The sequence below is a fragment of the Paenibacillus ilasis genome, assembly GCF_043195395.1.
GTDB lineage: Bacteria > Bacillota > Bacilli > Paenibacillales > Paenibacillaceae > Paenibacillus_AQ > Paenibacillus_AQ lautus.
The window spans coordinates 147,606-161,652 of the sequence record NZ_JBHDJG010000001.1; the positions used below are offsets into that span (position 1 = coordinate 147,606).

Sequence of the window (14,047 nt, forward strand, 5' to 3'; positions counted from 1 at the left end):
TTCCATCCCTCGCTTTTAATTTGTAGTTAAAGCGTGTGTAAGAAAACCCGGAAGCAGGCGCGTGACTGCCCCGGGCATGGGATTGACAAGTGGATGTTAAGGATGCAGGTGCGTTAGAGAGAAGAAAGTAGCTTTCACATGGTCGGATTGATCCGGGGTGGTATCGGATTTGTTTTGGTTATAGACGCCTGCTTTGAAGTACAGATACTTATCGTTATAACCGCTAGGGAGGGTATGCGTCACGGTGCTGGCCGATCCGCCCTCTGGGGTTACTTTCACCGTCATGAGAAGCCCGGTCACTTTGATTTCATAGCTCCATTTCTGGCCGAGGGCGATGCCGTTTGCAGGATTAAGCTGGCTTGGTCCGCCGAGAATGTTCACCCAGGTGTTGTTGTTGTCCAGATCATCGGTTCCAAAATAAACGGCACCTTTGCTGTCCGAAGGACGCTTGTGGTAATAGAGCCGTATCGGTTCGGTGCTTGGGCCATGGATTTGCCCGACCACGACGCGGCCGATTTTATCGGCTTCGTTCCCGCTGACGGATACACGATCCACGCGTAAGGTAGCCTTCATCGTTCCATCCACGCCGCCGGCCTGAGATTTTATGGATGGGGAGGAGGTAGAGGTTACCCAGTTGTTGGCCCATGAGGAGGCGCTGTTCGTCGACGGATTCAGCATTTCCCGAAGCTCGGAGCGGGTGTAAGTGCTGTTCGTGGTGGTCTCACCGATATTAGGCGATGTGAACACCATGCCGCCGGTGACGGGATCGGTAAAGAACCAATCCGGATGCACATACCCGCTGGCGAGTGCTCCGGCCTGGACCTCGGACGCGTCAGGCAGGGTGATTTTCCACTTGCTTAGGTCAAAATTGCCCGAAGGAGGCTTGGCAGGGTCAAGGTCCCCGCCTCCTCCATCCGCAGTGCCTCCCCATAGCTCAACCTCCGTATAACTATTCCATTGGTTGGAGGTGTTGCCGTAGCCCACAATGCGTACATATCGGGCTTCCACGGCGGGGATGGTGAAGGATTGCAGCTGGTTGTTTTGAACGCTATGGACAGCGTTTCGTGCTTGAAGCCAGTTGGAGCCATCGGTTGAGGTTTGAATATCGAAGGTGAATGTACGCGTATCTCCGTTGTAAAACGCGATCTTGACCAGTGCAACCGGTTTGGCGGACCCTAGATCCAGCCTCAGCCAAGTGCCGTCGCCTTCGCCGGACCAGCGTGTGCTGAGACTGCCGTCCACCGCTTTCGATGCATCGCAAGCGCAGCGGGTGTCATAGCTGCTGGCCGATGCGGAAGCCGAGTACTTGCTCTCTCCAGCGGCAAATCCGTGTCCTTCAAACATTGGAGCTAACAGCATGGCTGCACTGATCAGGCAGAACGTTATTCTTTTCGAAAAAGCATGCCTTCGTTTCACAGCAATCCCTCCCGTATAATGGTGCAACCCTTATGGATATCATTTCCCTCCTTTCCGTGGTGCGCTTTAAGACAGGAATGACAGCGCTTACCTAACAACGTAGCAAGAATGCGCGCACAGGTCTTGTGTTAATCCTATAAGCGCTTGGCGTTTTTGCATAATGGAGGAATTATTGAGGCCTCTGCTCCCTGAGGGTGCGAGATAGCGCAGTGGAGATGCAATCATCTTGTTAATGATTTGCCCCATCCATCACCCTGACGGGAATATCGTGCTTAGCGGATAGCCGACGTGACAATACGGGTATACAAAGAGTGAATGGCTTACCTTGGAATAACATTTTTCTTTCGGATCCCGTATGGCATATAATCATAAGAACGAACGATTCCGAATCGACCATAAATAGATAAAAACAGGAGTGGGATAAATGACACTGAAGGAGCTTAGAGAGCATCGCCAATATCCGGAGCAAACGAAGTCCGATGCTTCACGCGCGGTATACGAACGGGATTATTCGCGCCTGATTCATTCGCCGACGTTCCGCAGGCTGCAAGGAAAATCACAGGTATTCGGTGCTGGCACCGGCGATTACTACCGGACGCGCTTAACGCATTCGCTTGAGGTGGCGCAGATTGCGCGCGAAGCGGCACGGAGCCTGACCCGCAATTATTCCGAAGTGATGCCGGAGCAGGCGGACAACGCCGGGCTGATGATTGATCCCGAGGTGGTGGAGTGCGCGGCGATCGCCCATGATTTTGGTCATCCTCCGTTCGGCCATAAGGGCGAAGAAGTGCTGCAGGGCATTCTGCAGAAGCACATTGACCGGAGAACCGAGAAGGAGCTGACGCGTCAGCCGGGTACGCCGACACCGGAGCAGGCAGCCGAGGTGCAGCAGGCGATGCGGCGTAAATATGAGCATTTTGAAGGGAATGCGCACAATTTTCGGCTGATCATGTTTTTGGAGAAAAGAGAGAACGTCAACGGACTCAATCTGTCGGATGCGGTGCTGCTTGGCATCAATAAATATCCGTTCTCCGGGTTGGATAACCCCAAGGGGATGTACCGGCATGAATGGGAATACATCTCCCATATTCGGAAGGAGTGGCAAATTCCCGGCACGCACCGAACGCTCGAAGCGCAGCTGATGGATCTTTGCGATGACATCGCCTATTCCGCGCATGATCTGGAGGATGGCATCAAAGCCGGGAAGATCGAGGTGCACGAACACTTTTTGCGGGACAGTCACCTGAACAAACTGATCGTGGAGAAGATCATGACGCTGGAAGACGAGGTATGGAAGGGATGGACCAAGGAGCAGATTCATCCGAAGGTGGATACGGTGCTGGACGAGTTTCTGAAAATCTGGAACGAGAAAATGCCGACCTGCGAGAATGACTATTCCCGTACCCGGCGGGAGGTCAAAGCCTACTGGGTCAGCCTGTTTGTAGGCAGCTTGGGCGTAATTACGAACGGGGATTGGAAAAAGGTGACGTTTGTCAAAGACGGTGTGGAAGATGAGGATATGCTGCGTACGGTCAGCGTCCTGAAGAGTTTCGCTTGGGTGACCATGATTCGCGACCTGCGGGTTCAGCGCCTGCAAAAACGCAGCGAATGGATCATCAAGCGCTTGTGGGATGCTTTTCTGGATCCTGTCGCCTCCACGGCGATCATTCCGTCCGACTGGCTGCAGCGTTATGAGGCAGATCAGAAGCGGGCTCAGCCGATCTGGACGTGGGAGCATATGGTGATTGATTATATCGCAGGGATGACGGACGCTTTTGCCGAGAAAATCTATAACGAGTTATATGGACTCAAGGTAGGTTCGATCTATGATTTGGATTAGTAAGAGCGAACAAGGGGGATGGCATGAGTAGCCAATTGAAACTAAGCGTGCTTGATCTGGTTCCGCGTTTTGGAGAGAGCTCGTTCGAAGAAGCCTTGCAGCAAGCCGTGACACTTGCCCTAAAAGTGGAAGCATGGGGCTACGGGCGCTACTGGGCTGCGGAGCACCATGATCTGGAGCATCTGTCCTGTGCATCGCCCGAGATTTTGCTGGCTCATATCGGCGCCAGGACAACGCGCATCCGGCTCGGCTCCGGGGCCGTGCTGCTGCCGCACTACAGCCCGCTGAAGGTGGCGGAGAATTTCCGTATGCTGGCATCGCTGTATCCCGGACGCATCGATCTCGGGATCGGGCGGGCACCGGGAGGTTCAGCCCATACGAGCATGGCGCTTAGCGGAAATTTCCTGGGTCATGTGGCGGATTTGCCGCAGCGGATTCGGGCTTTGACCGAGCTGCTAGAGGATCGGTATCGCTATGAAGACGTGCTGGTAGCAGCGAAACCGGTGCCCGTAACTCCGCCCGTGATGTGGATGCTCGGCACGAACACGAAGAGTGCGGGGTATGCGGCCGAATTCGGGACGGGCTATGTATTCGGACAGTTTATGAGCGATACGGACGGGGCGGAAGTTCTCCAATCTTACAGGGAAGCTTTTCAGCCAAGCGCTCATTTGCAAGAACCGTGCGCGATGGTGGCGGTAAGCGTGGTTTGCGCGGAGACGGAGGAACAGGCAAAGAAGCTTGCAGCACAAATTCCCCGACCAGGGCAGCACACGATGCCCACAAACCCGTCTGATTCCGATTCGTCAGACCCATCCCGGCGGCTTATCATCGGCACGTCTGCAAGTGTACGAAACAGACTGCAGCATATGGCAGAACAGTATCGGTGTAACGAGTTCTTGATCGTCACGCCGGTGAGCGATTATAATGCGCGGCTGGAATCCTATCGGCTGTTAATGGAGCAGTAGTGACTGCTGCACATATATAATAGAAGAGAGACGAAATAAATGATGAATTCAAACGACGATGACATGACCTTTGGTCCGTCTTCCATGAGTGGCAAGTCCTCTTATCTGTATACTTATGCCTGTCATGAAACGGAGCGGGAGCTGTGCTTGATGGAGCTGACGGAGCTGTTCGGTCATGAGCCTGACGGTGAGGATTGGCTGGTAAGCGAGTTATGGGTTGATCCGGATCGGAGCCCGTTCTTATCGGCCTGCATCGATGTCAGAATGACTGGGGAATCCATCGAACGAATGGCCGAGCAAGCAGGCCGGATTGACCTTAACCATGCGACCTTCAAAGTTGTCTGCCTCAAGGCGGGAGATCGGTTCGGTTATGAACAATCACGCGGGTATGAACGGATGGTAGGCTGCCAAATAACAGGAACTGCACAGATGAAAGCTCCGGATGTCACGCTCGGTATGGTGTCCACAGGCGGCATGTGGAGATTGGGAATACTTCTTGAACCTGAACGTGCATGGCTGAATCATAAACAGAAGCCGCAAAATTACTCCACAGGTCTCAGCTCGCGCATCGCGAGGGCACTGGTCAACCTGGCTGTTCCTCGGTTAGGCGGGGTCGCGCTCCTGGATCCCTGCTGCGGCATGGGAAATGTATTGATTGAGGCGTTGTCGATGGGAATCACGGCCGAGGGCCGTGACATCAATCCGCTTGCCATTCGGGGAGCGAGGGTGAATCTGAGGCACTACGGTTATGATGACAACAAAGTTGCCATTCAGGATATGAATACAATGCAAGGTCATTATGATGCGGCTATCCTGGATCTGCCGTATAATCTGTGTTCCGTTTTCCCGGAGGAAGAGAAATTGCAGATGCTCCAAAGCTTACGCCGGTTGTCAGATCGAGCTGTCATCGTCAGCACAGAGCCATTACGCGAGTTGCTGCTGAGTTCGGGCTGGAAGATCCTGCGTCATTGCACGACCCGGAAGGGGAGTTTTGTGAGGGAGATTTGGCTGTGCGAATAATGGGGTATATGATCTATTCCCCAGGATCATAACGATATTTCTCTAAATCAATGATGCCTTTGGGATTGACGGCAACGCCTTCGTCCTGAAGGTACAGCTCCTGCATGAGTCTGGACTCATCATCCTTGATGGCGATTTCTCCTTTTGCGTTGACGACCCGATGCCACGGCAGCTTGTGAATGTGACTGAGGGTGTGAAGTATTCTGACGACTTGTCGTGCGCCCCTTGGGCTGCCGGCCAGTCTGGCCACTTGTCCATACGTCATGACATATCCTTCCGGAATGCTCCGGATCACTTCAATTACACGTTCCGTATACGGCTGCATCGATTCTCTCTCCCATTGCGTATAAAAGTAGTAAAAAAAGAAGGGCGTCCCGGAGGCATGAAAACCTCGGGACGTTCCTTTTGTTGGATGGATCTTGTGGTCTTTGTTGCAAGATCCCTGGTTCCTTTTGAGAGCAGGATTAAAGCTGTACTTAAGAACTTGTTACCTGGTCTTAGTACGACTTGCTATAGTCTATCACATTTCGGGACAGCGGCTTACCGCTTACATAGCTCTGTAAATTTTCCAGGAAAATATCCACGGCACGCTCGCCGTAGCGATCCGTATCACCCGCCATATGAGGGGTCATGATGACGTTGTCCATGGTCCACAGCGGATGGTCTGACGGAAGCGGCTCTTCCTCGAACACATCCAGTCCCGCACCCGCCAATGACCCGGATTGAAGTGCCTGAATCATGTCTTCGGTTACTACGGTTTGACCCCGGCCTACGTTAACGAAAAAGGCGGAGTCCTTCATCGCCGAGAATCTTGCTTTATTGAACAGTCCACGGGTATCATCGGTTAGCGGGAGGATGTTCACGATATAATCGCCTTCAGCCAGCGCTTCATCGAGCTGATCGACCTTATACATCACTTCCACGTAAGGATCGGATTTGCCGGAATGGCGGACCCCGACGGTCCGCATGCCGAACGCCTGGGCCACGCGCGCTGTATGACTGCCGATCTGGCCGACGCCAACGATGACGATGGTTTTGCCTGCCAATTCCGTGAACGTGCCGGACGTGTCCCATTGGTTGTTCGATTGCTGTCGAATGGCGAGATGAACGTTGCGGTTGAAGGCCAGCATCATCGCAAAAATATGCTCCGTGATCGGAACGCTATGTACGCCGCTGGCATTGGTAAGCTGAATGCCCTTTTCTTCGAGCTCTTTGAGCGGCATTTTATCCACACCGGCCGACCATGCCTGAATCCATTTCAGTTTACTGTCCGCAGACAATATATCTTCCTGGATGGAGCGTGACCAGCCGATCATAATTTCGGCATCCCGAACGATGCTTGGCGTAAGCTCTTTCGCTTTGGTAACCAACAGCTCATAGTCCGGGGCGATATCCTTGATTTTTTGCTGTTGTTCCGTGGTTAAGTCGTGTATGGCAATGATTTTCGGCATGGTGCTACCTCCTAAGGAATGTGATATAAACCAGAATAAAAGCGTTAAACTCTTTGGGAACATATTATCAGAAATCATAACGTTGCGCATGGACGAACTGTCCGGATTGGAAAAATTGTACATGAATTATTGTCCGTTTTATGGTAAATTGAAGCTTCATCATATTTTTAGGCGAATTTGATGTACCCCTCATACTATTTTCATGTCATATTGCTCAGACTATAAACGAACCACGAAAACATGGTGCCTTACAGCAGCCGGTGGCTGCTTAGGATAAAAGAGATTGGAAGGAAGTGTCTTAGTTGAGCCATTCGGCTGAGGGAGCTATGGATCGTTTATTTGTTGCCGTACATCTGCCTTCCGAGGTGTCTTCCCGGATTCAGGATTGGACGGAAACATTGGTGGAGCAAGTGACTTTCAAAAAATGGGTTCATCCGCAGGATTACCACATCACCTTACAGTTTCTGGGCGATACGCCGTCAAATCGGATAGCGGAGCTCACGGCGGCGCTGCAGGAAGTCGCCAAGGAGCATAAACCCTTCAGGCTTGGCCTTTATGATGCCGGCGTGTTCGGGGCAAGCGCCTCGCCAAGAATTTTATGGGCGGGAGTCGGTGGGGACTTGAATGCTCTGTCTCATCTTCAGCAATCGGTGGTATCAAGGATGGAGTCTTTCGGATTTGTGCCGGAGGAGCGACCGTTTCGTCCGCATATTACGGTTGGCCGGAAATTTCAAGGAAATCAAAAATTTTCATTGGATGTTATCGGAACAGGACCCAGGCCCATCCAGTGGGAAGTGCAGCAGCTCGTTCTTTTTCGAACAAATTTGCATGCAAGTCCGATGTACGAAACAGTAGGTGTGGCGCGGCTTTCAACATTTTTCTGAAATTGAGGATAGAATGTTCATAAAATTACCATGTTTTCAAAGCCTAAAAATGTGGTTACATAGTGTAGGAATGTGCCGACATCATAGGAGGAAAAATATGGTTATGAACGTGCTACGGCAAAATCGCTGGGTTGCGCTGCTCATTGGAGCGCTCTTTGTGAGTTTGTCTCTTATAAGTTTACTTGGAATGCAGACAAAGACAACGGAAGGGGAAGAACAGCAGCAGGATATGCCGAAGTTCGTGACGGCTGCACCGGCTACTGAGCCTGACCCGGATCGATTCGTAAAAGAGGCGAGTACCAAGCAGGATAGGGAACCTGTCAATATTTTGTCTTCAATTGTTTTCCAGGAGTGGAATAAGCCGGGGAGCAAGAGCCATGCTTTTTCAAGCGCAAAAGGCATCGGTTTGGCTGAAAACGGATATTGGAACTCGCAACAAGCATTGAAGACTGCAGATGAGAAAAAGAAACCATCGAAATCTCAGACTGCAGACGGGAAACCGGCAAAACAAAAGGGGACGCATGTCGTCAAATCTCAGACTGAAAGCTTATCACCCCCCACAACTTTATTCTTCACAAGAACAAATACGTTAACCCAGGATCAGAAAGACAAAGCGACCTGGACCTATGATTTGTCAGCTGAAGAACTGCTTCTGCTCCAGAAGATTGTTATGGCAGAAGCGGAAGGCGAACCGTACGAAGGCAAAGTAGCAGTTGCTAACGTTGTCTTAAACCGGCTGCGGTCAGCTAATTTTCCCGATACCATTACCGATGTCATCTATCAAAAGCACCAATTTAGTCCTGTAGCGAACGGGCGTCTTAAACGTGTCAAGCCGAACAAAGAGACGATTAAATCCGTGAATGCGGCACTTCATGGCCAAAAAGAGGTAAAGGACGATACGTACTTTTTCCTGTCTTTGAAGCTGGCTCAGGATCTGACGGTACATCATTCAAGAACGTTCGTAAAAAAAATAGGAAATCACTCTTTTTACAAGTAGTGCCCGTATGGGTAAACTAGGATGTAGGAGGTGTGTTTAAGCATGAATATTACGTATTACGGCCATTCTAGCATTTTGGTGGAAGAAGGCGGAGTTCGTGTGATCATCGACCCGCTGCTATCAGGGAATCCAGGCTCCGGCATCGAGCCCAAAGACGTAAAGGTGGATGCGGTTGTGCTGACGCATGGGCACTCCGATCATTTTGGCGATTGCATCGAGATTGCGAAACAGAATGATTGCCCGATTATCGCGGTCTATGAACTCGCCGTGTATTGCGGCAGCCTGGGAGCCAAATCCCATGGAATGAACATCGGCGGAAGCGCGCAATTCGATGGCTTTAAGGTGAAGTTTACCCCGGCCTTTCATTCTTCATCCATTTCGGTAGGGGACACTTGGATCTATGCAGGGCAGCCTGGTGGCGTCATTCTGACGATGGGCGGCAAAACATTCTATCATGCAGGCGATACGAGTTTGTTTGGGGATATGCGCTTGATCGGAGAGATGAATCACATTGATGCAGCTGCGCTGCCGATTGGGGATTTATTGACGATGGGTCCACAGGACGCCCTGCTGGCCGCACAGTGGATTCGTGCGAAACATGTCATCCCAGTACATTACGACACGTTCCCGGGCATTAAACAGGATGCAGGGGCCTTCTGCGACGAACTAGCCAAAACAGGCATTCAGGGTCATCCATTGAAGGCTGGAGAAACGCTGGAGATATAGATGGGTTTTTCATGAAAAAAGCTTCCCTGTCTTCGTGACAGGGAAGCTTTTTTGGGGTAAAAGTGCAAAAGCGGGAAACATAGAACATGCTGCAGATATTAGGGCTGGTCCGCTAACAGTTTGACGGCATCTTCATGATAACCGGGCATGCGCCCTTCGGTCAGCAATCCCATCACCTGGCTGGCACAGTGGTCGGGCTCCAGATGCGGGATGCGCCGCCGGCCTGCTCCGTTACGTTTCTTTGTCACCTGATCATAATGATCGGACAGCAGGTTCAGCCATTTATCGATGACGGAAGGAGAGTCCAAAATTTCCGCATAGCCTTCGCTGACAAAGAAATGGGAATTCACTTCTTCCTGTCCCGGGATAGGCTCATAGAACAGCATAGGAATTCCCTTGGCAGCTCCCTCCGTACATGTCATACCGCCTGGCTTCGTAATGAGCAAATCCGACACTTCCATGAGTTTATGTATATCGTCGCGATAACCGAGAACATGAATGTTGGGATGCTGAAAGATCGGGTCTTCGCGCATGCTGGCAACCAGCTTCTCGTTCTGTCCCATACAGAAGACCAGCTGGATATCATCGGCCCTGCTGGCCAGCTTGCTGAGCAGTTCCTTGTTGAACACGAGGCCCCATCCGCCCCCCATAATCAGCACGGTTGGCATGTTCTTTAATCGAAGCTCGGCTTGAAGCGCCTCTCGATTGCTTCTTTCCCAGAACTTGGGATGCACCGGAATGCCGGTCACATGAATGTATTCGGGCTGAATGTCCCGCAGCAGCAGCATTTGTTTCACATGAGGCGTTGATACGAGATATTCATCCACTTCCGAATTGACCCAGGTGCCATGGGCATCATAGTCGGTAATCAGCGTATAGAGCGGAACCTCAAGCCCTTGACGCTTCAGGCGGGAGACCACGGCATTAGGAAAGGGGTGGGTACATATGATGAGATCCGGTTTCAGCTGCTCGATGACCCGCTGGGCCTGCGCATAGAATATGCGGTGCAGCGCGAGCCGCGTCAGACGGTTTAACGATTTCTTATATTGCGAACGGTACAGCATGCCGACAAGGCGAGGCCGGGTGCTGACGGTTTTTCGATAAGCGGATAAGATTAACGGCCCCACGGTTGGATTCAAAAAATTGCCAAGCTCAATGACACGGCAGTGGATGCCGGGATTCATCCGTTGTATACCTTCAGCCAGCGCATACGCTGCTTGCGTATGTCCTGTGCCGAAACCCTCGGAAAAGAGGAGCACTCTTGTATATCGCATGGTTTCACCTACTTCTTTCTCCCTCTATCTTACAAAACAGGAATCATTTTTTGAAGAGCGGCGCGAAAAAAAAGAGTATGCATCATAAGTATACGCGCAAAAGGGAAAAGCATTTCAATTATTTTACGTCTGGGAGTCAGAGTGTACCCTACATTAGACGTCATGATGAGATTTGAACCCTGCATTCAAAATATTAAAAAATTTAACGAAAAGATATTGCAATGAATCCGACAATCTGGTAAAGTGATTTTTGACCGAATGACCGAAAAAGTATTTTGGTCAGTTTTGAAATGAAGGCCATTTTAAAAAGATCAAGAAGGAGGGGTAAGCATGTCAGCTGTGGACCGTCGGAAGCAGGTGCTGGATGCTGCCTCCAAGTCGTTTGCTTTGTTCGGATATAAAGCGACGACGATGGAACAGGTGGCAAAGATTGCGAATGTAGGGAAAGGTACGATCTACACGTTTTTCACGAATAAGGATGAACTGTTTGACGAGATTTTGCTGTCGGCCATTATGGAGATGAAGCGTATTGCCGAGCGGGAGATTCGGAAGGACAGAGATTTCTTCGACAATCTGTATCGGGTGCTGGATGCGCTGCTTGAATTCCGAAGCGAGCATGAGCTGTTCATTAAGCTATCGCAAGAGGTTCGGGATATTGGCACGCCGAAGGCGCATGAAGGGTTGACGAAGGTGGAGAATGGAATCGTCGGGTATCTGGAGGGAATTGTGGAGCAGGCCATATCGATCGGCGAGCTCAAGCCGCTGGATGCTCAAGTGGTATCCTTCGTGATGCTGAAGCTGTATGTTGCGCTCACGACCGACTTCAATCAGCTTCACAAGCCGCTGAGCAAGGAACAGATCAAGGAATATATGATGGTGTTCTTGGCTGACGGGTTGAAGGCCACTACGTAAGAAGGATGTAGGAACCTCCTTCGTGATGAGGAAGGCGGACTCTCTAGGCTTGAGGGATCGTCTTCCTTGGCAGGGATCGTTTTTTTTTGGCCCGAACTGACCAATTGAGGATATCGGTCATTCTGTACTGGAATGTGATCTGCCATGAGGCAGATTCATGTCGGCTGGTTATTTAGAGAAAAAAAGGAGAGAGACTGGATGAAGTCATTATCTGTATTTGCAAAAGATCTTGGCGCTGCCGTTCGGAATAAAAAAATATTGATTCCGATCATCGCCGTGCTGTTCATACCGGTCATGTACAGTGGTATGTTCCTCGGGGCCTTTTGGGACCCGTATGGAAAGATGGAGGATTTGCCCGTTGCGGTCGTCAATAACGACCAGGGCGCTGTTTTTGAAGAAAAGACGCTTCACGCTGGCGAGGATTTGGTTGCCGAGCTGAAGAAGGGAAAAGATTTTAATTGGCAATTCGTTGATCGGCAGGAAGCTGAGCAGGGCATGAAGGATAACAAATACTACATGACCATCAGCATCCCCGAGAATTTCTCACAGCAGGCGACAACTTTAATGGATGACCATCCGCAGCCTGCGCAAATCGTATTTGAACCGAATGAAGGCTACAATTTTCTGGCGGCCCAAATCGGCGGATCTGCGGTGAAGCAGATTCAGTCCAAGGTGTCCGCGAAGGTGACGGAAGCCTATACGGAAACTTTGTTCGATCAAGTAGCCAAAGTGTCCGATGGCTTGAGCGAAGCGGGAGACGGCGCAACCAAGATATCCGAAGGTGCCGTAAAACTGGATGACGGCGCCGTGAAGCTGAAGGAAAATCTGGCTAAACTCGTCAGCGGCACACAGGAGCTTCAGGATGGAATCGCACCTTTAACACAAGGTGTGCAGGAACTGAATAACGGTGCAGGCAAGCTGAACACAGGAGCTGGCACTCTTGCTTCCGGCTTGGATCAGCTGAAAGCGGGTCACAGCAAGCTGCAGGCCGGAGCTGAGGAAGCAAGCAAGGGTGGTGCCAAGCTGCAAGCGGGGATTGAATCTGCCGCAGCCGGCAGCACCGCTCTGAATGAAGGCCTGCAAGCCAACCAGGCAGGGGCTTCCCAGCTTGCGGCAGGCGCGAAAAGCGCTCATGAAGGCAGCAGCAGCCTGAAAGCCGGGCTGAATCAATCGCTGGAGGCTACGGCTTCCCTGGAGCAAGGCGCCAAAGCCGTTGCAGACGGATTGAAGAAGCTGGCTGAAAGCAATCCGGAGCTGGCGCAAAGTCCGGAGGTTCAGCAGCTGCTGGCTGCGAGCCAATCCGTTGCCTCCGGCACAAGCGGGCTGAATGCCGGCCAGAAACAGCTGGCACAAGGCGCAGCCGAGCTGAATCAAGGCACGCAGCAGCTGCAGGAAGGCGCCGGCAAGCTGAGCGCCGGAGCGAACCAGCTGGCTGAAGGCGGCAAACAGCTCGCAGCTGGCGGCCAAGAGCTGCTGGCTGGTGCCAAACAGCTGAGCGCCGGTCAAAGCCAATTGGCTGACGGCATGAAGCTGTTCGGCACGAAGCTGAGCGAGGCGGCAGCTGGCGGCAAGGAGCTCGCAAGCGGCGCAGCCACCCTTTCGCAAGGAACGGAGCAGCTTGCAGGTGGAGCGGGCAAGCTCGGAAGCGGCGTTACCACGCTTGCCGACGGCTCGAAAAAGCTGGATTCCGGAGCCGGTGAGCTGGTAAACGGGATGAGTGAATTGAAGGAAGGCAGCGGAGAGCTTGCAGGCAAGCTGAACGAGGCTGCCGACAAGACAGGCGATATCAAAACAACCGACGAAACGGTCACCATGTTTGCCGGACCGGTACAGGTTGAAGAGCACAAGGTGAACGAAGTGCCGAACTACGGTACGGGATTCGCACCATACTTCCTGTCGCTCGGTTTGTTTGTCGGAGCACTGCTCTGTACGATTATCTTGCCGATCCGCAGTGCATCGGTACCGAATGCATCGGGCTGGAACCGGTTTGTCAGCCGTACGCTGTCCTTTGCCGGTATGGGATTGATTCAAGCCTTGCTGGCAGCGGTCGTCATGCTGTACGGATTGAAGCTTGATGTACAGAGCGTTCCGCTCTTCTATCTCTTCTCTATTGTTACGAGTTTGTCGTTCATGTTCCTGGTGCAAATGTTCGTGACATGGCTGGATCAGCCTGGACGCTTCGTCGTCATCGTTATTCTGATCCTCCAATTGACAACAAGCGCAGGCACCTTCCCGGTAGAGCTAATTCCGAACTGGATGAAGGCATTGAATCCGCTGCTGCCGATGACTTACAGCGTAAAAGGCTACAAGGACGTCATTTCCACTGGAAGTTTCGACGGCATGTGGGCCAATGTGGGGGTACTGGCCGGATTCGGTCTGGTATTCCTGGCACTGACCGCCGTGTACTTCCTGGCTACCCGAAACAGCAAGAAGGCAGCGGACACCGATACAGCGGTGACTGCATAAGCAAGATATCTATTATATGAAGGAAGAGGACTTCCCCGAAGGTCGATCAGATCTCGGGGAAGTCCTTTTTTATGAAGAGATGTTTGGAGCGGGATG

At 51.8% G+C, this 14,047-nt stretch carries 12 protein-coding genes; 8 read left to right on the plus strand and 4 right to left on the minus strand.

Going from position 1 to position 14,047, the window contains the following annotated elements:
- Nucleotides 1-96 precede the first annotated feature (96 nt).
- Nucleotides 97-1,416 (minus strand): polysaccharide lyase family 7 protein, encoded by a 1,320-nt coding sequence (locus ACETK5_RS00880; protein ID WP_100539151.1) that lies wholly within the window; start codon nucleotides 1,414-1,416, stop codon nucleotides 97-99.
- 424 nt (nucleotides 1,417-1,840) lie between these two features.
- Here ACETK5_RS00880 and ACETK5_RS00885 point away from each other — a divergent pair, with 424 nt between their 5' ends.
- Genes ACETK5_RS00885 through ACETK5_RS00895 form a run of 3 tightly spaced genes read left to right on the plus strand, consistent with a single transcriptional unit; the run spans nucleotide 1,841 to nucleotide 5,241 of the window.
- On the plus strand, nucleotides 1,841-3,256 hold the full coding sequence (locus tag ACETK5_RS00885; RefSeq protein WP_394054127.1) for a deoxyguanosinetriphosphate triphosphohydrolase family protein: 1,416 nt from the start codon (nucleotides 1,841-1,843) through the stop codon (nucleotides 3,254-3,256).
- 23 nt (nucleotides 3,257-3,279) lie between these two features.
- On the plus strand, nucleotides 3,280-4,221 hold the full coding sequence (locus ACETK5_RS00890) for an MsnO8 family LLM class oxidoreductase (protein ID WP_394054128.1): 942 nt from the start codon (nucleotides 3,280-3,282) through the stop codon (nucleotides 4,219-4,221).
- Between the two features lie 39 nt (nucleotides 4,222-4,260).
- The gene (locus ACETK5_RS00895; protein WP_394054129.1) at nucleotides 4,261-5,241 is read left to right on the plus strand and encodes a TRM11 family SAM-dependent methyltransferase; all 981 of its coding nucleotides are present in this window, start codon (nucleotides 4,261-4,263) and stop codon (nucleotides 5,239-5,241) included.
- A 13-nt stretch (nucleotides 5,242-5,254) separates the two neighbouring features.
- On the opposite strand, the gene ACETK5_RS00900 is transcribed toward ACETK5_RS00895, so the two are convergent.
- Together ACETK5_RS00900 and ACETK5_RS00905 are read right to left on the minus strand one after the other, a co-directional pair.
- Nucleotides 5,255-5,566, minus strand: a complete 312-nt coding sequence (locus tag ACETK5_RS00900; RefSeq protein ID WP_071222479.1) for an MGMT family protein — start codon at nucleotides 5,564-5,566, stop codon at nucleotides 5,255-5,257.
- A 172-nt stretch (nucleotides 5,567-5,738) separates the two neighbouring features.
- Nucleotides 5,739-6,692: a D-2-hydroxyacid dehydrogenase gene (locus tag ACETK5_RS00905; protein ID WP_326114177.1), complete on the minus strand. Its 954-nt coding sequence runs from the start codon at nucleotides 6,690-6,692 to the stop codon at nucleotides 5,739-5,741.
- Nucleotides 6,693-6,994: 302 nt separating this feature from the next.
- Between ACETK5_RS00905 and thpR the strand changes: the two genes are divergently transcribed.
- From thpR to ACETK5_RS00920, 3 genes are all read left to right on the plus strand, one after another.
- Nucleotides 6,995-7,576 (plus strand): RNA 2',3'-cyclic phosphodiesterase, encoded by a 582-nt coding sequence (gene thpR, locus ACETK5_RS00910; protein ID WP_326114179.1) that lies wholly within the window; start codon nucleotides 6,995-6,997, stop codon nucleotides 7,574-7,576.
- A 97-nt stretch (nucleotides 7,577-7,673) separates the two neighbouring features.
- A complete protein-coding gene (locus ACETK5_RS00915) occupies nucleotides 7,674-8,573 on the plus strand; it encodes a cell wall hydrolase (protein WP_326114180.1) in 900 nt (299 codons plus the stop codon).
- A 42-nt stretch (nucleotides 8,574-8,615) separates the two neighbouring features.
- The gene (locus ACETK5_RS00920; RefSeq protein ID WP_100539145.1) at nucleotides 8,616-9,299 is read left to right on the plus strand and encodes a metal-dependent hydrolase; all 684 of its coding nucleotides are present in this window, start codon (nucleotides 8,616-8,618) and stop codon (nucleotides 9,297-9,299) included.
- 98 nt (nucleotides 9,300-9,397) lie between these two features.
- Here the strand turns inward: ACETK5_RS00920 and ACETK5_RS00925 are convergent, their stop codons facing one another.
- Nucleotides 9,398-10,573 carry an MGDG synthase family glycosyltransferase gene (locus ACETK5_RS00925; RefSeq protein ID WP_326118009.1) on the minus strand — a complete coding sequence of 392 codons (1,176 nt, stop codon included), beginning with the start codon at nucleotides 10,571-10,573 and terminating at the stop codon, nucleotides 9,398-9,400.
- Between the two features lie 330 nt (nucleotides 10,574-10,903).
- On the opposite strand from ACETK5_RS00925, the gene ACETK5_RS00930 reads away from it, so the two are divergent.
- Complete coding sequence (locus ACETK5_RS00930) at nucleotides 10,904-11,485, plus strand: TetR/AcrR family transcriptional regulator (protein WP_326096108.1); 582 nt, start codon at nucleotides 10,904-10,906, stop codon at nucleotides 11,483-11,485.
- Between the two features lie 198 nt (nucleotides 11,486-11,683).
- The gene (locus tag ACETK5_RS00935) at nucleotides 11,684-13,951 is read left to right on the plus strand and encodes a YhgE/Pip domain-containing protein (protein WP_100539142.1); all 2,268 of its coding nucleotides are present in this window, start codon (nucleotides 11,684-11,686) and stop codon (nucleotides 13,949-13,951) included.
- The last annotated feature ends 96 nt before the right edge of the window (nucleotides 13,952-14,047 follow it).